Source organism: Clostridium cavendishii DSM 21758, assembly GCF_900141845.1.
Taxonomy (GTDB): domain Bacteria; phylum Bacillota; class Clostridia; order Clostridiales; family Clostridiaceae; genus Clostridium_AG; species Clostridium_AG cavendishii.
This window is the reverse complement of sequence record NZ_FQZB01000011.1, coordinates 62,872-83,490: the sequence shown is the minus strand read 5'-3', so window position 1 is coordinate 83,490 and position 20,619 is coordinate 62,872. Positions and strand designations below refer to the sequence as shown.

The following is a 20,619-nucleotide window of genomic DNA, read 5'->3' as shown; positions in this document are numbered from 1 at the left end:
CTCCTTCTATACTAATATATGACAAAATAGGGAAAATGTTAAAAAGGAATATGTAAAATAATTAAAAAAATCCATCTATATTGAGAAATAGTCCAAATCTATAAAAGAATTTGGACTATTAACTCTAATAGCTAAATTTAACTATCTAACACTATTTTAGTGTTTAAAATTGATCACAATCACAATCACATGGTTTTGGTGGTTCTGGTTTGCAATTTGGTTTAGGTCTACATTTTAGATTATTACAATCACATGGTTTAGGAAGTTGTTGAGGTGAAGGTTGAGGGATATAATCATTAACTAAAACAATTTTTCTCCTAGAAACTTGAACTTCAGCTTCAACTGTTGGAACTATATATACGGTACCTAATAAAGTTACTGTACCAGCAGTAGCACCAGGAACTATTCGTGGATTTATTAATTCAGCATCATAACATAAAGCTAAGCTAATTGATGGAATTGATAAAGTACATTTTGGAGCTATGCATAAGTTTTGTATAAATATGCTAGATCCTGTAGTTGTTGTGTCAGTAAATGAATTTGTAAAAATTGAATAGAATTTACATAATCCGCTAGATGTTGAAACAGTACCACAAATTGTGTGTTCAAGTCTATATACTATAAAGAATGGAGAATTAGTAATTAAGTTTGCTTTAGTTCCTTTATCGCAATCAACACAATTTTGAGAAGGTAAACCTGTTATCCCAGAAATGTCAAGATTGTATAAATTAGGATTTGTAGCGGTAATGCTAGTTGGTTGCTGACCATTAATACTAAAACTAGTTGCTGTTAAAGTTGCTGTAGGCTGAGCACTTATAACTCTTGTGCATACAGATTCAATATTAAATATAGATGTAGAACTTATAGTACAAGTATTACAAGCACAGCAAGGATTACAGTTTGTAGTTTCTAAACTTATAGAAAAAGTAGTAGAAGCAGTAATTGTATCAGTTGCAGGGGTTCCAAATGCATTTTTATAGTCATAAATCTCTTGGAATCTAGTTAAAATAGGTCTTGCATCTTCGCAATCAAAATCAGGTATATGAACTCCAGTACAACAATTTTTAAGTGGATTACAAACCTTACCAGGACATGGTGGTTGAGATTGGCATGGACCATAACTTTCAGTATAATTATAATTAGACATATTTAAAATCCTCCTATTAATCATATCTACTAAATAATATGAAGAAAGAAGTAAAAATGTGATAGATTACCATGTCATAAAGTGTAAAAATAAAATAAAAAATAAAATATATAAAGATTAAACTAAAAGAGTATCGCAATTTTTAAGTATATGTAGAATGGTAGCTTAATGTGAATAAAATTTTTATAAAAGAACTAATATGAATGTAATTTATCAACATTAATATTTAAAGCAAGATATTTTAGTTTTTCATAAAAATTATAGTATGTTTCTTTATATAAATACCTTTTTAATATAAAGATTATTTTTATTTATTAATAAAGATATTTATTTAAAAACTATTAGTAAAATAATAAATGAAAAATAGTATCAAATGATTGAAATTATCAATTAGTTGAGTTATAATTAAATTAGCAAAAGAGGAAATTAAGAAAGATATTACTATAAAATAGAATAAAATAATTTCAAATGCACAAACTTGTAATAGGTTTTAAAATATTTGAAATACTATTAAAGGATTTATAAATTGAACATATTAATTTTTAAATGAAAATTGAGTTCAAATTATCCATAATGCTAAAACTAAATACTAATAATATTATTAGTAAAAACAAGGAGGAATTTTTTATGAAACAATATGTAGAAATTATTGACGTAGTAGCAAGACAAATTTTAGATTCAAGATGCTTCCCAACAGTTGAAGTTGAGGTAGTATTAGAGGATGGAACTATAGGAAGAGCAGCTGTACCATCAGGGGCTTCTACAGGTATTTTTGAAGCCGTAGAACTTAGAGATGGAGATAAAGATAATTATCTAGGTAAAAGTGTTTTAAAGGCAGTAGAAAATGTTAATGAATCAATAGCTACAGAGCTTATAGGTATGAATGTATTTGATCAACCTTTAGTGGATAAGGTTCTTATAGATTTAGATGGAACACCAAATAAAGGCAAATTAGGTGCAAATGCTATTCTAGGAGTATCCTTAGCAGTAGCGCAGGCAGCGGCTAATTATTTAGGATTACCTCTTTATCAATATGTAGGTGGTGTAAATGCTAAAGTATTACCAGTACCTATGATGAATATTATAAATGGAGGAAGTCATGCTGATAATTCAGTAGATATTCAAGAATTTATGATTATGCCAGTTGGAGCTACTGGTTTTTCACAAGCTCTTCAAATGTGTGCAGAGGTTTATCATAAACTTAAGAAGACTTTAACTAAAAAGGGTTATGCTACAGGTTTAGGTGATGAAGGTGGTTTTGCACCAAATTTAAAGTCTAATACTGAAGCTATAGAAATTATTATAGAAGCTATTAAGGGTGCTGGTTATGAACCTGGAAAAGATATATTTATAGCAATAGATGCTGCAGCTTCAGAGTTTTACAAAGATGGTAAGTATGTTTTAGAACATGAAGGTAAAACTTTAACATCAGCACAAATGGTTGATTTTTATGCTGATTGGGTAAATAAATATCCAATAATATCACTTGAGGATGGCATGAACGAAGAAGACTGGGAAGGTTGGAAGATGCTAACCGATAAATTAGGTAGTAAGATTCAATTAGTAGGTGATGATTTATTTGTAACTAATACTCAAAGATTAGAAACAGGAATACAAAAAGGTGTTGCTAACTCTATCTTAATAAAGCTTAACCAAATAGGAACTTTAACAGAAACTCTAAATGCTATAGAAATGGCAAACAGAGCTGGATATACTGCTGTAATCTCACATAGGTCAGGAGAAACAGAGGATGTTACTATTGCAGATCTTGTTGTAGCAGTAAATGCTGGTCAAATAAAGACAGGAGCTCCTGCAAGAAGTGAAAGAGTTGCTAAGTATAATCAACTATTAAGAATTGAAGAAGAATTAGAAGAGATAGCTGAATATAGAGGTGGAAAAGCATTTTTTAATCTTAAATAGTTTTAATAGAATATAAAAAAGATAAGTTTAGGCTTATCTTTTTTGTTTATAGAGAAAATTACAAACATGTATATTCCTAAAAGGTTAATTATATTGATGACTTTGAATTTTATAGAAGCAATTATAATAAGTAAATTGGATAATATTATCTTTTATATGTGGAAAGAAATACAAGTATTTATAATTGTATTTCTTGTAAATAGTTTTACATTATGTTATGATAAAGTTATAAAATTATGCTAAGATGAAAAGTCAAAATATGGAGGTGCTGATATGAGAACAGCTATGCTAGTACTTGAAGCTATATTAGGTATAGTTATCATTGTATCTATATTATTACAACCAACTAAGGCAGATGCTTTGAGTGGACTTATTCAAGGACAAAGTGATACTTTTTTTGCTAAAAATAAGAGCAGAACAAAGGAAGCTATGCTTGTAAAAATTACATTTATAGCAGCTTTATTGTTTGCTGTAAATACGATAGCAATAAATTTAATAAAGTAATATAAAGCTAAAACCGTCCTATATTTTAAGGGCGGTTTTTAAATGTAAGAGAAAATTATATTTGTGTTCTTAGGGAAAGCATATAAGTTTTTGGTGAATTAGAGCCAAAAGGTTTAGAGTGAAGATTTTATATACTTTCCTTGTTTTAAATTTGTTTAGGTTAAAAGGATGTTAAAAAATATATATGTTAATTAAGATATAAAATTCAAAGTGATAATATAGAAGTAAAGAAATAAAGTTAATGGCTGTATAGTTAACGTTAATCAAATAATATAGAATAAGTGTATAATATATTATAATAATTAAAAACTAAAATGATTATAAACTTAATTGATGTTAATAATATGAAGGACAGTTTAAATAGATTAGGAGATGATAATATGGGATTAAAAAAAGTACTTGTTAGCTTTATGAGAGAAGAAGCATATAAGCCAATGGATATTCAAGAGCTAGCTGCTATTTTTGATATAAGTAAAGAAGAATATAAAATGTTTAAAAAATCAGTAAGAAAGTTAGAAAGAGAAGGGGTTATAGTAAGAAATTCAAGAGACAAATATGGACTTCCTGAAAGAATGGGGTTATTTCAAGGAAAACTACAGATTCATCCGAGAGGCTTTGGTTTTGTAACGCCTGAAGGTGAGGAGGATATGGCTGACATATTTATTCCAAGTTCTTTTATAAATGGAGCTATGAATGGAGATATAGTAGCAGTTAGAATAATAAAAGAAGATGTTGGAGCAAAAAAATGTGAAGGTGAGATAATACAAGTTTTAGAGAGAGCTAATAAAACAACAATAGGTGTTTATGAGGATTCTAAAAACTTTGGTTTTGTTATACCTGAAGATAAAAGAATGCAAAAGGATATATTTATATCTAAGAAGGATACATTAAAGGCTAGAACAGGAGATTTAGTAGTTGTCGAATTAACTAAATGGGCTGAAGGTGATAGAAAGCCAGAAGGAAAAATAATCGAGATTTTAGGTAAAAAGGGAGATAAAGGTATTGATATTTTAACTATAATCAAAAAGTTTGGACTTCCAGAAGAATTTCCTCAAAAAGTTTTAGATTTTGCTGAAAGTATTGACGAGGAAATATCTGAAAAAGAAATAGCTAGAAGAAAAGATTTAAGAAACGTCAGAATGGTAACAATAGATGGAGAAGATGCTAAAGATTTAGATGATGCTGTATCTATTGAAAGATTAGAAGATGATAAGTTTAGATTAGGTGTTCACATAGCTGATGTTACAAACTATGTTAAAGAAAATAATCCTTTAGATAAGGAGGCTTTAAAGAGAGCTACTTCTGTATATCTTATAGATAGAGTAATTCCTATGCTTCCAAAGAAACTATCAAATGGAATTTGTTCATTAAATCCAAAGGTAGATAGATTAACATTAAGCTGTATTATGGTTATTAATGAAAAGGGTAAGGTAATAAGCCATGAAATTGCTGAAACAGTTATAAAAACAGATGAAAGAATGACTTATACAGATGTTACTAAAATATTACAAGGAAGCAAAGAAGAGCATCTTACTAAATATGATTATTTAGTTGATGATTTTAAGGCAATGGAAGAACTTTGTGGTATCTTAAATAAGAAAAGGTTAAATAGAGGAGCTATTGATTTTGATTTTGCAGAATCTAAAATTATCTTAGATGAAAATGGGAAACCTGTTGAGATTAAGCCTTATGAAAGAGGAATAGCTAATAGAATAATAGAAGAATTCATGTTAGTAGCCAATGAAACAGTAGCTGAATATATGTTTTGGAACAATATACCGTTTGTGTATAGAATTCATGAAGAACCAGACAATGAAAAACTTGAAAAATTCAAAGAATTTTTATACAACTTAGGTTATACAGTAAGATGGAATCAAGAAGTTAGACCAGGAAATCTTCAAAAAGTTATAGAATTAGTTAGGGGTAAAAAAGAGGAAACAGTCGTAAGTACATTACTTTTAAGAAGTATGATGCAAGCTAAATATTCACCAGAATGTTCAGGTCACTTCGGATTAGCAGCAGAATATTACTGTCACTTTACTTCACCTATTAGAAGATATCCAGATCTTCAAATTCATAGAATAATAAAAGAGCATTTAAATGGTAAGATAGATGAAAGAAGAATTAAAAAACTAGTACCTATAGTAGATAATGCATCTAAGCAATCTTCAGAAATGGAGAGATTAGCTCAAGAGGCTGAAAGAGAAGTGGATGATTTAAAGAAAGCTGAATATATGCAAGAAAAAATTGGAGAAGAATTTGAAGGTATAATATCTTCAGTAACTTCCTTTGGTTTATTTGTTGAGTTACCGAATACAATAGAAGGTTTAGTGCATATAACAAACTTAGATGATGACTATTATGTATATGATGAAGCAAGACTTATGCTTATAGGTGAGCGAACTAAAAAAATGTACAAATTAGGTGATATAGTAAAGGTTCAATGCGTTAGAGTTGACATTCCTAATAGACAAGTAGATTTTTATATAGTAGAAGATGAGTACTCTAAAAAAGCTGAAGAAGATGAAAAAGAAGAAATCTTAGCTATTGTAGATGAGGTTACAGAAGAAGTTTAAAATAATAGTTTTAAATAAGAGATAAATATTACAATTAATTTAATTTTGTGATAATATTAAAAGTAATCAAATTAATAGGACCTAGAGGGTGATGAAATGGTTAGAAAGTTAAACAATAAGACGCTAGCTGAAAATAGAAAAGCTAGACATGATTATTTTGTAGAAGAGGCTATGGAAGCTGGAATAGAGTTAGTTGGGACAGAGGTTAAATCCATAAGAGCTGGTAGGGCTAACTTAAAGGAATGTTATGCTGATATTGAAAATGGGCAAATATTTATAATAGGAATGCATGTAAGTCCTTATGAACAAGGAAATATATTTAACGTTGATCCTTTAAGAGTTAAAAGATTATTACTTCACAAATCAGAAATAAATAGACTAACAGGACTTATAAAGCAAGAGGGTTTTACATTAATACCGTTATCTTTATATCTTAAAAATGGTCTTGTTAAAGTTAATTTGGGAGTATGTAGAGGTAAGAAAAATTATGATAAGAGAGATGCTATGCTAGAAAAGGCTCATAAAAGAGATATAGAAAGACAACTAAAAGAAAGAAGTAAATATTAAAATAAAGGGAAGGAGAAAAAATCTCACTTCCCTTTATTGATATTTCATTTTTGATCATACAAACTTTTCACTACACCGTAAATTTTTTGTTTTACTATAAAACTATATAAGTAAAGCTTCTAAATTTATTAAAAGGTAATTTACGTTAAAGGTTTACAGTATGTTTTTTTAGAAACAGAGCTAGTAATTGTTTAGTTAGTTATTGCTTGTTATTAGTGAAAATTGGATGAAATTAATTCTCTGTGACTTTGAGCGTAGTGACGGAACAAGAAAATTAACTTCATCCAACTTTGCATTGCACCCAATTCCACTTAAACTCCTATCTCAGTCAAATCTTTAAATTTAGAATATAACTTTAGGTTGTTAAGAAAATTATCATTAATAGCTATTTTTTTGAAGCCATCATATAAATTTATTGAGCGTTCTAAATAGTAAAAAGCTTCATCAATTTCTCTAAAAATAGAGCAAAGTCTACATTTATAATACAGAGCCAAGGCATTAAATGGGTCTATTTCTAATCCTTTATCTAATATATTAATAGCATTTTTAAAATCTCCAAGATAACATAACACATTTGAGTATTCACAATAGCATAGTATTGATTTTGGATTTAATTCTAAAGCTTTTTTATACATTTTAGCACTAGAAATATAGTTTTCTAAATAAAAGTAACATTCACCTAGTTTTTTATAAGCAGAATATTCTTCAGTATTAAGAGTTATAAACTTTTCAAGTAAGATGCAACATTCTTTAAATTCACCCTTTTCAAAAAGGCAGTGAGCAGTTCCTGAAATGGCATTTGGAAAGTTTGAATTTATATCTAAAGCAGCTGAAAAAGTTTTTAAAGCTGTATCTAATTTTCCTATCTTTATATAAGCAAAACCTTTGTTTGCTAAAGCATAAATATCATTAGGACAAAGTGCTAATGCTTTATTCGCAAATTCTATTGCTTCATCATATTTTTTTAAATTATAATAAACGTAACTAATATTATTAAATAGTTGATATGGTAAATCTGGAAGCTTTAGAGCTTCTAAGCTTTCATCATAAGCTTCCTCAAATTTTTCTAATTTTGTAAGTACCAATATATACTGGCAATAGAAGTAGTATTTATCTAATATATCTTTATTTTTATTTAAATAAAGATAAGCTTTATTGAATTTTTTATGCTTAATCAAATTTTCAATTTTGGATAATGATGAGGAATGATCACTTAAAATTTTAAATATTATAAAACAAATGGCAACAAAGGCAAGAAATATAGATAATACGAAATAAATATAGTTATTATTTAACTGCATAAGGTTCCTCCTAAAAAATACCTATATATTATTATATAAATAAAAAGATAAAAGGATTACAGTATTTATATAAAAGTTCTTTAATAATAAATTATAAAATTTATTAAAATATTATTGCTTTTTTATTTGTTTTGTTATAACATACTAATAAGAGTTGAAACACGAACAATACAATGTTTATAATTGAATAATATTCATATCGTATATGCTAGGAAATATGGTCCTAGCGTTTCTACCAGGAAGCCATTAACTACCTGACTACGAATGTACTGGTTTTATAAATAGTTTGTTTAATATTCACTATTTGTATTTAAATGTATATTCCTAGGTAGTTGTTGCCTAGGAATTTTTTGTATTTAAAGGAAAACATTAAAGAAAGGGAAGTACATAATGCAAGTTTTAAAGGAAAAAATATTAAAAGAAGGAAAAATCAGAGATGGGAACATATTAAAAGTCGATTGTTTTTTAAATCACCAAATGGATATAAAATTCTTAAATGAAGTAGGAAAAGAGTTTAAAAATAGATTTAATGGAGAAAAAATAGACAAAATATTAACAATAGAAGCGTCTGGAATAGGTATAGCTGCCATTACAGCGCAATATTTTGATTATGTTAATGTGGTATTTGGTAAAAAAACAGAAAGCTTAAATCTTGATAAGGAAGTATTTGAAGCACCTGTTATTTCTTATACTAAAGGAAAAGAGTATAAAGTTAGAGTTGGAAAGCAATTTTTAAACGAAGGCGAAAATATTCTTATAATAGATGATTTCTTAGCTAATGGTTGTGCAGCAAAAGCACTTTTGGAAATAGCTAAGCAAGCTAAGGTAAATGTTGTTGGAGTGGGAATAGTTATAGAAAAAGGCTTTCAAGGTGGTAGAAAAGTATTAGAGGAAATGGGAGTTAAAGTTGAATCCTTGGCTATTATAAAGGAATTCAAAGAAGGTACTATTGTTTTTAATTAGCCATATAAGGCGTTTAAAATACTAATAATACATAAAATCCAAGGGGGAATAAGGAAATGAAAAAAATATTAAAAGTAGTTTTAACTACTATGATAGCATCATCTTTAGTACTTACAGGTTGTGCAAGTAAGGAAGACAAAAAAGATGATGCTAAGGCTACAAAAGATGTAAAAGTAGGATTTGTATTCATTGGATCTGCTGGAGATGGAGGGTATACCTATGCCCATAATGAGGGAAGATTATATTTAGAGAAAGAATTAAAGGTAAAAACTACTTATAAAGAAAATGTAAAAGAAGATAAAGCAGAAGTAGAAAAAGTTATAGAGAATATGATAGATGATGGCTACAACGTTATAGTAGGAAACAGCTTTGGATATCAAGATGCTATGGTAAGTGAAGCAAGTAAACATCCAGATGTTAAGTTTATGCATTGTTCTGGATTCCAAACTTCAGAAAATTTAACTCAATACTTTGGAAAAATTCATGAAATGATGTACTTAAATGGAGTTGTTTCAGGACTTAAAACAAAAACTAATAAATTAGGGTTTGTAGCTGCATTCCCAATACCAGAAGTTATAAGAAATATAGATGCATTTACTTTAGGAGCTAGGTCAGTTAATCCAAATGCTACAGTAAAAGTAACATGGACAAACACTTGGTATGATCCAGCAAAGGAAAAGGATGCTGCATTAGCAGTTATAGATGCTGGAGCAGATGTTATAGCTCAACACCAAGATACAGCAGGACCTCAACAAGCTGCAGAATCAAGAGGAGTTTTCTCAGTAGGTTATAATTCAGATATGTCTAAGCTTGCTCCAAAAGCTAATATGACATCAGCAGTATGGAACTGGGGACCATATTATGTTAAACAAGTTAAAGCTATTATGGATGGTACATGGAAATCAGAAAAGTATTGGGGTGGATATGCTGACAATATAGTTGATTTAGCACCTCTTACAGGTAATGCACCAGAAAATGCAAAAGATGCATTAGAAAAAGCTAAGAAAGAAATAAAAGAAACTAAAAATAAAGTATTTATGGGACCTATAAAAGATCAAAAAGGTGAAGTTAAGGTTAAAGAAGGATCTACACTTTCTGATGATGAGATTTGGAATATAAATTGGTTTGTTGAAGGTGTGGATGGAACAATACCAGCAAGCAAGTAATTAATTGTTTAATTATTTATTTAATAGCAAGTAACTAAATCCTATAAAACTTTCAATATGAATGCTCCTACAAACTAATGTGAGTAGGAGTTTCATATTGAATTCTAAAACATATAAGTTGACATCTAAATTTGGTTAATGTGAACTTACTCATATAATACATATAATTACTAGTGATATTTAAAATTAAGTTTAATATGGAGGCTTTGTTTATGAATAATGATAAATTACTTTCTTTAAGAGGTATTAGTAAAAGCTTTGGTAGTGTTTTAGCTTGTAATAATATTAATCTTGAGATAAGAAAAGGAGAAATACATTCATTGCTTGGTGAAAATGGAGCAGGAAAGAGTACTTTAATAAATATGATTTCAGGTATATATACTCCAGATTGTGGTGAACTTGAATTTGATGGAAAAATATCTAAGTTAAAGTCACCAAAGGAAGCAATGGAATTAGGAATTGGAACTATTTATCAGCATTTTAAACTAGTAGAAGCTATGACAGCTAGAGAAAATATAATGCTTGGAACAAAAACCTCTATATTTTCAAACGGTAAGAAAGTAGATACCACTGTTAAAGGAATAAGTGAAAAATATGACTTGGGTGTGGATTTGGATAAGTATGTTTCAGATATGAGCGTAGGCGAGAAGCAGAATCTTGAAATACTTAAGGTTTTATATAAGGGGGCTAAATTACTTATATTAGATGAACCGACTACAGTATTTACTCCAAAGGAAACAGAGAAGTTATTTAAAATTATGAGAAAGATGAAGGAGAATGGGTGCTCAGTTATATTTATTTCTCATAAGATGGATGAAGTTATGGAAATATCAGATAGAATAACGGTTTTAAGGAAAGGTGAGACAATAAAGACTTTAGATGCATGTTATACAAACCCTAAAAAGTTGACAGAGCTTATGGTTGGAAGAGCTGTTGACTTATCGATAGAAACTGTTGATACACCATTAGGTGAAGAGTTACTTAAGGTGGAGAATTTAACAGTTCTTAATGAAGAGGGAAGAGAAGCCGTTAAGAATATTAATTTTTCTATAAAAGAAGGGGAAATTTTGGGCATAGCGGGTATAGCCGGTGCGGGACAAAAAGAGCTTTGTGAAGCTATAGCAGGAATTTTAAATATTGAAAAAGGGGACATAATATTTAATGGAGAACATTTAGAAGGAAAAAATCCTAGAGAGTTCGTAAAAAGGGGAATAAGTATGAGCTTTATACCAGAGGACAGACTTGGGATGGGACTTGTAGGTTCTATGGGGATGGTAGACAATCTTTTATTAAAATCTTATTATACGGAAAAGAAGTTTTTAATAGATAGAAAGCCAGTAGCTAAGCATGCAAAAGCACTTAAAGAAAGATTAGAAATAAAAACACCAAGTATACATTATCCTATAAAGAACCTATCTGGTGGAAATATTCAAAAGATACTTTTAGGAAGAGAACTTAGTTTAAATCCTAAATTATTAGTTATGGCTTATCCAGTTAGAGGATTAGACATAAATACTTGTTTCACCATTTATAATTTAATAAATGATGCAAAGAAAAAGGGAACGGCAGTCTTATTTGTTGGTGAAGATTTAGATGTTTTAATAGAGCTTTGTGACAGAATAATGGTCATTTGTAATGGAAATACCACAGGAACTATTAGTTCAAAAGAAGCTACAAGAGAAAAACTTGGACTTATGATGGTTGGACAAAAGGAAGCTTAAAGGAGGAATAGCTAATATGAGAATTGTAAAACGTGAAGATGTAAGTAAAAGAGAAACTGTTATAGTGAAAGTCTTATCAATAGTTTTGGCTTTAATTGTAGCAGGTGTATTTTTGAAAGTTTTAGATTATGACCCTATGACTGTATTTATGGGAATGATAAAAGGGGCTTTTGGATCTAAAGGTAAAATAACACAAACTATAATTTATGCTATTCCTCTAATTATAACTGCTATCGGTATTTCAATAGCATTTAAAATGCAATTTTGGAATATTGGAGGTGATGGCCAAATTCTTATGGGGGCGTTTGGTGCAGCTTTAGTTGCATTAAATATGGGCTCTATGCCAAAGGTAGTACTACTTATATTGATGGCTATAGTAGCTATGATATGTGCAGGAATTTGGGCATTTATAGCAGCTGTATTGAAGACTAAGTTTAATACAAATGAAACTATAATAACTCTTATGTTAAATTATATAGCTTTAAAATTTATAACATTTTTACAATATGATTTATGGAGAGATAAAGCTGCTATGGGATTTCCTAAGATAGCTAATTTCCCTAAAAATGCAGTACTTCCACAGCTTTTTGGTGTTCATATAGGATGGATTATAGCATTAGTTTTAATTGGTGTGTTTTATATAATAATGAAACACAGTAAGTTAGGATATGAAATATCAGTACTTGGAGAAAGTGAAAATACAGCAAAATATGCAGGTATTAATATAAAGAAAACTATAATAAAGGCTATATTTATAAGTGGAGCTTTGTGTGGTTTGACAGGTTTTATACAAGCTTCAGCAGTTAGTGGAACTCTTTCTATAGAAGTTACAGGTGGAGTAGGTTATACAGCAATTATAGTAGCATGGCTTTCTAACTTAAACTCAATAATAATAGGATTAGTATCAATATTGTTTGCAGGACTTACTCAAGGTGGATCATATATACAAACTGCCTATGGTGTACCAAATTCGGCTGCATTAGTTATACAAGCACTTATATTATTTAGTGTATTAGGAAGTGAATTCTTTACAAAATATAAATTATTATTTAGAGATAAAAATGTTATAAAAGAAAAAGATATAGAACGTGTAGTAGAGAAGGAAATAGTTACAGGAGGAGAAAGGTAATATGAATATAACATCATTTTTACATGCAACTGTTATAGCAGGTACACCATTACTATTTGCTACATTAGGAGAAATACTAACAGAAAAGGTTGGTAATTTAAATCTTGGTGTTGAAGGTATGATGTTACTAGGCTCTATTTTCGGATTTATAGTTGGGTATTCTACTGGAAGTCCTCTATTAGCTCTTTTAGCAGCTATGATTGCGGGAGCTTTTGGAGCATTTGTATACTCAGTTTTAACTGTTTCTTTAAGAGCAAATCAAGTAGTTACAGGTCTTACTTTAGCTATATTTGGTTCTGGTATAGCAAGTTTAGTTGGACAAAAGGTAGTAGGAAAAGTTGTTCCAGAAAATATAAAGGAATTTTTTGCACCTAAATTTATACCTGGTCTAGGAAATATACCTTTCATAGGTGAAATATTCTTTAGACAAGATGTTTTTGTGTATTTATCATATATAGTAACTATATTAGTAGGAATATATATTTATAAAACTAAATGGGGATTAAACTTAAGAGCAGTAGGAGAAAATCCTCAAGCATCGGATGCTATGAGTATAAATGTAACAGCATATAAATATTTAAACATACTTTTTGGTGGTGCTTTAGCTGGGCTTGGTGGAGCATATCTTTCACTTGTATATGTACCAGCTTGGCAAGAAAATGTTACAGCAGGAAGAGGTTGGATAGCTGTAGCGCTAGTAATATTTGCTGCTTGGAATCCTTACAAAGCTATAATAGGAGCATATCTTTTTGGAGGTCTTGATATAATAGGGTTTAGAATAAGTAATGCTTTTATATCACCATATTTTTTATCAATGCTACCATACTTAGTAACAATAATAGTTTTAGTTATGGTATCCTTTAGAAAATCTAAAAAGAACTCACCGCCAAAAGCGTTAGGAGTTGCATATTTTAGGGAAGAGCGATAAGAATTTAGTAATACCTAGTTAAGTATTAAACTTAGCTGGGTATTTGTTTTATTTTTTTGTAAAGGATGTTTATACTTATATGGAATTAAGGTATAATAATAAGGAGACTCCTACTCATTACATTCGTATGAGTAAGTTCGAATTAACCAAATTAAAATTTGGATTCTTACTTAAGGAACATACATTTAGGGAGGTGAGTGATAATGGCACTAGTAGGACAAAACAAAATTACCATAGATGAGTTTTACAAACTAAGACAAAAGAGTGATGCTTTGTTAGAATTTATTGATGGATTAGTGTATATGTCACCATCACCATCTACTAAGCATTAAAGGATATATGGAAGATTACATGCTAATTTATTAGAAGAAAAATCTTGTGAGGTATTTCAAGCAACCTTTGATATAGAATTAAAAAGAGATGATAATAATTATGATCAAATAGATTTGCTTAAAGAAAAAGGCATAATTTATTCTGAAATTGTAGAAGGTTTTAGTATAAATTTAGAAAAATTATTTTAAAATAGAATTTCTTCTAACTAAGATTTATAAGAATATTATTACAAAGTGAGTTCAAATAATTAAACTAAAATTTGAATTTTTATTTAAACTTCATATACATGAAAGGATGAATATATATGGAATTATTGAAAGAAAAAATAAGAAAAGAAGGTTATGTTACTAAAGATAATATATTAATGGTAGATAGCTTTTTAAATCATCAAATGGATGTAGAATTTTTCAATGAAATAGGAAAAGAATTTAAAAATAGATTTAAAGATGAAAAAATAGATAAAATTTTAACTATAGAAGCAACAGGGATAGGCCTTGGTATTATAACAGCTCAATATTTTGATAATATACCGGTTGTTTTTGGAAAGAAAATAGATAGGGTATCAAGAGAGTTAGATGCTTATAAGTCAGAAGTTATGTCTTTTACTAAAAAAACAGTTTACAATGTAGTAGTAGATAAAAAGTTTATAAAACCAGGTGAGAAAATACTTATAATAGATGACTTCTTAGCTAATGGGTGTGCTGTTTTTGGACTTATGGATGTAGTAAGACAATCAGGTGCTGAAATAGTTGGAGTAGGTATAGTAATAGAAAAAGGCTTCCAAAATGGAAGAAAGTATCTAGAAGAAAAGGGTGTTAGAGTAGAATCTCTAGTTGTAGTTGATAAGGTTGAAGGTGGAGAAGTAAGCTTTAAATAATCATATAATAAAAAAGCTATGAAATAGTATTTTGTACTAGTTTCATAGCTTTCTTATTATTTAGGGGTATTCAACAATTATTATGATTATTGAATAATTTATTTGGAAAATAATACATCTTGCTACTTAGCAAGTAAGTATTATAGGAAAAACGCTAAATTAATATATCTTTTTTGCTAAATATTATGTGTGATATTAAGTAACAGCCTATTATCCAAGCTATCATTACTATAATACCAAACTGCATAGTTACATTAGGTTTATTAAAGAATACTGATATACTACCATCTAATAAACTAGAAGAATCACCGTAACTTGGGAAGAATAAGAATGATATTTTCCTAAATTGACCAACAGCTTGATTTAATATGCTACAGCCTATTAGTGTAGCAGTACTAATTGCCATTGATATCATGCTTGATTTAACAAGTGTAGATATCATAAATATAAAGGAGCAACAAGCTACTATAAATAAACATTGAAGTAAAACAGCTTTTAAAGTAAAGCTAGATAAAGGTATCATAGAAGTAGAGTTAGCAACTTCTATTAGAGGATTAGCACCATCCTTAATATTTCCTAAATCGAAAGCATATTTTGTACCAAAATTCATAGGATAATCAGGATTTCCAAAGCCCTTGAATATACCTATAGCTAAGAAGGCAATAGCTTCAAGTGATAGAATCATACCTAAAGAGGTTAAAATAACAGATATAAATTTAGAAAATAGAACTTTCCCCCTAGAAACTGGTTGAATAAGTAAAAATTTAAGAGTTGCTGGAGTACATTCACCAGAAACTATATCACTCATAAATATTGCAAGACCTATACCAAGCATAAATACTCCTAAAATCTTAAGTAGTCCAGCAAAATAATTATAAGAAGTAAATTCAGAACGGTTCATTGGTTTTATATTATGATCTTTTAAATATTTTAAGTTCTTAAGTTCATTTTGTAAATTAGTTTTATATTGATCAGGTATTGAGTTATCTTTTAGTTCTTCTTCAAGTCCAAGGATATCATTGTCTAGCTTTACCTTCCATAAGTTTTCAGATTTTGAAGGATCAGCCTTGATTTCTTCAAAAGATTTTTTTTGTTCCTCTAAAGATTGGATACGTTTTTCGGTTTCAGTTTTAAGTTTAGAATATTCATCTGCACTTAAAGATTTTTCTTTAGAAGTTAAATTTTCTTTTTGATAAGCTATTTGATGTTCTATAGATTCTATTCTGCGTTCAGGAGCGTTGAATCTTTGTTCACTTTTCTCACCAATATTATTACCAATAGCTAAAAGAATTAAAAATGTTGCAAATAATGCAAATACAACCCAAGTTTTACCTCTTCTTAAAATTTTTCTTATTTCATTCCTTATAAGAGTAAATAACATTATCTAACTCCTCCTTCCACAAGTTCCATATATCTTTGTTCAAGTCCCTTATGCTTTTTATAAATCTCTTCAATAGCTATATCATGTCTTACTAAGTTATTTATAAGACTAGGAGTGAAGCCAGATTTAATTATAACTGAAAGCTTGTCATCTTCTAATTTATAGTCATATACATAATCTAAATCCTTGATTATTGAAGTAGCTAGATCATTTTTATGAGTAATTAAAGCTAAAGTTTCTTTTTCATTTAATGTAGTAGTTTCATTTATATTTTCAATAGATTGAATTTCACCATGATTTATAAAGGCAACTCTATCACAAAGCTGTTGAACTTCACTAAGTATATGAGAAGATACGAAAACAGCCATTCCTCTTTCTTTTGCAGCGGTTTTTACTATTTCTCTAAAATCTAAAATACCAGAAGGATCTAACCCGTTAGTTGGCTCGTCTAATATTAACAGTTTAGGATTGCATAAAAGAGCTGCGCCAAGACCTAACCTTTGTTTCATACCTAAAGAGTATTTTTTGAATTTATCATTTATTCTATCTTCAAGTCCTATAAGTTTAATGATATTATCTACTTCTACTTTAGAAATACCTCTAATTCTAGCTATTTGCATAAGATTTTCTCTTCCAGATAAGTAGCCATAAAGTTCAGGATTTTCAACTACAGCACCAAGATAAGAAAGAGCTTTTTCTCTATCCTTGTGTAGATCATAATCCATTATCTTAATAGAACCATTGTTTGGAGAAATAAGTCCCACAAGCATTCTTATAGTAGTAGTTTTACCAGCACCATTTGGACCAAGAAAGCCAAAGATTTCACCTTCTTGTACATTAAAAGATATCCCTTTTATAATTTCTCTTTTACCAAGATGTTTTCTAACATCAGTAACTTCTAACACGTTCATAAATTTCCTCCTTAAAATTAATTAAAAACACAATACTTATTAGTACATTTATAATGATATCCAAAAACTTTTAATATTAAATAAAGTAAATCTTAAAATTTCCTTAAGATTCCACGAAAAGATATTAATACTTTTCAAATAGTTTTATTTCAAAAAAATGAAAAAATTTTGCGTTGAAAGAAAAAAGATTTTAATATAATATATACATTACAGAGAGAAACAAATTAAATGTTTAAAAAACAGAGTAGTTTTTCTCAGGTTGACTATACTAAATTTATAGTATATAATTAAGTTCTAAAAACTAAATATGGTATTTGCGTTTAAACCATATTACCTATACATGGGGGCGTTTTGGCTTCGACGGGGGTAATGATGGGTTTGGTAAGCGAGTCGAGGGAAGCATGGCGCCTCGTAAATAAAGTATGCATTAAATGTAAACGCAGAAGATAATTTCGCGTTAGCAGCGTAGTCTGCTCGTCCTACCTTTGAGTCCCACGACTTAGGCTAGGGCGTCAAAAAGTGGGGAACCGAGCTATACAAAGCTTTGAGTATAGAACGGAATAAATGAAGCTACTGAAGAGTAAAGCCTGTCTATGGGCGTTACTTGGAGGGAATGTTAAAATATAGACTACACTCGTAGAAAGCTAAGCTGGTCTGCTTTCGGACAGGGGTTCGATACCCCTCGCCTCCACCATTAAAATCCACGACAGTTTTGTCGTGGATTTTTTATGCGAAAAATAAAAGAGTATGTATAAATATGGTATAATTACTATGTTAAGTTATAGTGTATTTTTATTTTGGAGGCATATAATGGGGAGAGGTAAAAAAAGAAGAAAAATGAAACAAAAGATAAAGAGAATGAAGAAGATTAAAAAGGAAAAGTTAGTAAGATTTAATTTGTCTAATTCTCCAGTGAAGTATAAGGGATTTAAAGATAAATATAATTATCAAACTAATATACATAATTTGATTTACAAAGATGCTAGTTTTGAAAACGTTAAATACCATGCATCAAATATAACTAAATGTAATTTCAAAAATACAAAATTACTGGGGGTAGAGTTTACAAGTTGTAATTTAAAAAGTACATCTTTTAAGAATGCTATATTAAAAGAGGTTATTTTCTTTAATTGTAATTTGAAAAATACTGACTTTGAAGGTGTAAAATATGATAATGTAATTTTTATTTCAACTAATCTAGAAAATGCTAAAAACCTTAATTTGAATGATAAATGTGAGATTTTAAGAACGTATCCTAAGGGTATATTAAATAAAGAATTAAGTGAGACTGTTTTAAAGTTATCAGAATGTGAAAAAATATATAAATATCATGTATTACATGTTAAGAAAAATAAAGTTAATAGATGGAATTTGAGTATACTTCAAAATTACTATGACAATAGATTACAAAGGGCTCTTGAAGCATTATGTAGAAGAAAGAGTAAGTATGCATTTTACACGGTATATGCATATAGGAAAATGATTGACTCATATTTACATATATGATATGTTATAGTTGTCCTGCTCCGGAACAGGGAAACTTGTGAAAACCATATCGACAATTAGGGACACGTTATGTTGGTTAGTATTCGAGGAGGGATGCCTATGATAAATAAAATTTTAACAGTAATTGCTTTTTTAGGTTTTGTGTTAGAACAGGTTTTGAATAGTTCAATCCCATTCCGATTACTCGGGGTTAAATGTGAGCATAATATTTTTAATATATAAATTTAAGGGTGGATTTCAAAGGTCACGTTTCGCTTCCACCATTAAAATCCACGACAAATTTGTCGTGGATTTTTTATATTAAATATTAAATTTTACTTAATATTAGTATTTCACAAATTCTAACAGAATATACATTCGACTTGAATGAATAATTTTTGTTATTTTACCAAAAATATAATTGGGTGATAGTATGTCAAAATATATTCAAGATAATTCATATTTTGAAAAAATTGATACTGAAAGAAAAGCATATTGGTTAGGATTTTTATATGCAGATGGATGTGTTTTTGAAAAAGGTGAAAAAAATAAAAAAATAATAATTCAGTTGCATCCAGATGATAAAAATGTATTAGAAGAATTTTTAAAGGATATAAATTCTAATAGACCAATATGTGTGGATAAAAAGGGGTATATTTTCATTGGTATTAGTAGTACTAAGATGGCAAATGATTTAATAAATTTAGGCTGTATACCAAGAAAATCATTAGTATTAAAATTTCCAAATGAGGATATGATACCTAAAAACTTAATCAATCATTTTGTTAGGGGATATATGGATGGTGATGGTTGTATATCCACTTATATGAAATTAAGAAAAAAGAGAAAAAGTCCAATTTTGATTTGTGAAATAAAATTTATTGGTACATATGATATGTTATATGGAATTAAGCTGTTTTTTGATTCAGAAAAAAAGATTTTAATAAATAGACATTCACCAAACAGCTGTCAAATAAGTTTTGCTGGTAAAAAATATAGAGATATTGTAGATTCTTTATATGAAAATGCAACTTTTTATATGAAAAGAAAAAAAGATAAATGGGATGAATTTAAGAGATATATGGAGTATCAAAAAAATAAAAGAGAAGAAAAATCGTGCATAGAAGTAGTTAAATTAGATAAAGATGCTAATTATATAGGAACATATACTTTACAAGAGTTAAAAAAAGAATTTGATGTAAGTGATATTAAAAAATGTTGTAAATATGAGAAATATAAATCACATAAAAACTTTTTATGGTTATATTTAAAACAATACAATGAGTTTTTAAAAGATGGAATAAACATACGGACTAAATTAGGATATAAAGAAAAAAATATTGATAAAAAAGCAAAACAAAATAAAACAATAGAGCAATATGATTTAAAAGGTAATTATATTGATACTTGGGATACAGTAAAGTTGGCAGCAGAATATTATAATACTACACCTAAGGCTATTCGTAGAGTATGTACAGGAGAAAGAAAAAGTTGTTGTAACTTTATATGGCAATATGCTGATAGAATAGAAAATAAAAAGAAAAGAGCAGTAAGGCAGTATGATATTAATGGAAACTTAATTAAAGAATGGCCAAACTTAAGAGAGGCTGCTACTTTTTATGAGGTTACATTTCAGGCTATTGAAAGAGCTATTAGTGGAAAGTATAAAACCTGTTGTGGATTTATGTGGAAATATTCTGAATAATGTCC

General features: G+C 28.8%; 17 protein-coding genes, 1 other RNA gene and 1 riboswitch. Of the genes, 14 read left to right on the top strand and 4 right to left on the bottom strand.

Annotated elements, in window-relative coordinates:
• Positions 1–163: 163 nt before the first annotated feature.
• A complete protein-coding gene (locus BUB01_RS13175) occupies positions 164–1,147 on the bottom strand; it encodes a hypothetical protein (protein ID WP_072988523.1) in 984 nt (327 codons plus the stop codon).
• Positions 1,148–1,774: 627 nt separating this feature from the next.
• Here BUB01_RS13175 and eno point away from each other — a divergent pair.
• The 4 genes from eno to smpB all read left to right on the top strand — a co-directional run bounded on the left by eno (position 1,775) and on the right by smpB (position 6,714).
• The gene (gene eno, locus BUB01_RS13170; protein WP_072988520.1) at positions 1,775–3,067 is read left to right on the top strand and encodes a phosphopyruvate hydratase; all 1,293 of its coding nucleotides are present in this window, start codon (positions 1,775–1,777) and stop codon (positions 3,065–3,067) included.
• Positions 3,068–3,340: 273 nt separating this feature from the next.
• Positions 3,341–3,571, top strand: coding sequence for a preprotein translocase subunit SecG (secG, locus tag BUB01_RS13165; protein WP_072988517.1), 231 nt, complete (start codon positions 3,341–3,343; stop codon positions 3,569–3,571).
• A gap of 380 nt (positions 3,572–3,951) precedes the next feature.
• Complete coding sequence (gene rnr, locus BUB01_RS13160; protein ID WP_072988513.1) at positions 3,952–6,147, top strand: ribonuclease R; 2,196 nt, start codon at positions 3,952–3,954, stop codon at positions 6,145–6,147.
• Between the two features lie 96 nt (positions 6,148–6,243).
• On the top strand, positions 6,244–6,714 hold the full coding sequence (smpB, locus tag BUB01_RS13155) for an SsrA-binding protein SmpB (protein WP_072988509.1): 471 nt from the start codon (positions 6,244–6,246) through the stop codon (positions 6,712–6,714).
• 311 nt (positions 6,715–7,025) lie between these two features.
• Here smpB and BUB01_RS13150 read toward each other — a convergent pair whose 3' ends face one another.
• Positions 7,026–8,015: a tetratricopeptide repeat protein gene (locus tag BUB01_RS13150; RefSeq protein ID WP_072988505.1), complete on the bottom strand. Its 990-nt coding sequence runs from the start codon at positions 8,013–8,015 to the stop codon at positions 7,026–7,028.
• Positions 8,016–8,193: 178 nt separating this feature from the next.
• A riboswitch (purine riboswitch) is annotated at positions 8,194–8,296 on the top strand.
• A gap of 109 nt (positions 8,297–8,405) precedes the next feature.
• Between BUB01_RS13150 and BUB01_RS13145 the strand changes: the two genes are divergently transcribed.
• The 7 genes from BUB01_RS13145 (at position 8,406) to BUB01_RS13120 (ending at position 15,132) form a co-directional block, all read left to right on the top strand.
• On the top strand, positions 8,406–8,978 hold the full coding sequence (locus tag BUB01_RS13145) for a xanthine phosphoribosyltransferase (RefSeq protein WP_072988501.1): 573 nt from the start codon (positions 8,406–8,408) through the stop codon (positions 8,976–8,978).
• Positions 8,979–9,034: 56 nt separating this feature from the next.
• The gene (locus BUB01_RS13140; protein ID WP_072988498.1) at positions 9,035–10,144 is read left to right on the top strand and encodes a BMP family ABC transporter substrate-binding protein; all 1,110 of its coding nucleotides are present in this window, start codon (positions 9,035–9,037) and stop codon (positions 10,142–10,144) included.
• Between the two features lie 212 nt (positions 10,145–10,356).
• Positions 10,357–11,865 carry an ABC transporter ATP-binding protein gene (locus BUB01_RS13135; protein ID WP_072988495.1) on the top strand — a complete coding sequence of 503 codons (1,509 nt, stop codon included), beginning with the start codon at positions 10,357–10,359 and terminating at the stop codon, positions 11,863–11,865.
• 16 nt (positions 11,866–11,881) lie between these two features.
• Entirely contained in the window at positions 11,882–12,994 is a 1,113-nt protein-coding gene (locus BUB01_RS13130; RefSeq protein ID WP_072988492.1) for an ABC transporter permease, read from the top strand.
• A 1-nt stretch (position 12,995) separates the two neighbouring features.
• Positions 12,996–13,922 carry an ABC transporter permease gene (locus BUB01_RS13125; RefSeq protein WP_072988489.1) on the top strand — a complete coding sequence of 309 codons (927 nt, stop codon included), beginning with the start codon at positions 12,996–12,998 and terminating at the stop codon, positions 13,920–13,922.
• Positions 13,923–14,125: 203 nt separating this feature from the next.
• The gene (locus tag BUB01_RS23820) at positions 14,126–14,254 is read left to right on the top strand and encodes a hypothetical protein (protein ID WP_278337136.1); all 129 of its coding nucleotides are present in this window, start codon (positions 14,126–14,128) and stop codon (positions 14,252–14,254) included.
• Positions 14,255–14,559: 305 nt separating this feature from the next.
• Positions 14,560–15,132: a xanthine phosphoribosyltransferase gene (locus tag BUB01_RS13120; protein WP_072988485.1), complete on the top strand. Its 573-nt coding sequence runs from the start codon at positions 14,560–14,562 to the stop codon at positions 15,130–15,132.
• 154 nt (positions 15,133–15,286) lie between these two features.
• Here the strand turns inward: BUB01_RS13120 and BUB01_RS13115 are convergent, their stop codons facing one another.
• Positions 15,287–16,513 carry an ABC transporter permease subunit gene (locus BUB01_RS13115; protein WP_072988482.1) on the bottom strand — a complete coding sequence of 409 codons (1,227 nt, stop codon included), beginning with the start codon at positions 16,511–16,513 and terminating at the stop codon, positions 15,287–15,289.
• Entirely contained in the window at positions 16,513–17,424 is a 912-nt protein-coding gene (locus tag BUB01_RS13110; RefSeq protein ID WP_072988479.1) for an ABC transporter ATP-binding protein, read from the bottom strand. The genes BUB01_RS13115 and BUB01_RS13110 overlap by 1 nt, the downstream gene beginning before the upstream one ends.
• A gap of 342 nt (positions 17,425–17,766) precedes the next feature.
• Between BUB01_RS13110 and ssrA the strand changes: the two genes are divergently transcribed.
• The 3 genes from ssrA to BUB01_RS13095 all read left to right on the top strand — a co-directional run bounded on the left by ssrA (position 17,767) and on the right by BUB01_RS13095 (position 20,614).
• Positions 17,767–18,118, top strand: a transfer-messenger RNA (tmRNA) gene (gene ssrA, locus BUB01_RS13105).
• A 116-nt stretch (positions 18,119–18,234) separates the two neighbouring features.
• Positions 18,235–18,930, top strand: a complete 696-nt coding sequence (locus tag BUB01_RS13100) for a pentapeptide repeat-containing protein (protein ID WP_159433247.1) — start codon at positions 18,235–18,237, stop codon at positions 18,928–18,930.
• 412 nt (positions 18,931–19,342) lie between these two features.
• The gene (locus BUB01_RS13095) at positions 19,343–20,614 is read left to right on the top strand and encodes an NUMOD1 domain-containing DNA-binding protein (protein ID WP_072988476.1); all 1,272 of its coding nucleotides are present in this window, start codon (positions 19,343–19,345) and stop codon (positions 20,612–20,614) included.
• Positions 20,615–20,619 lie beyond the last annotated feature (5 nt).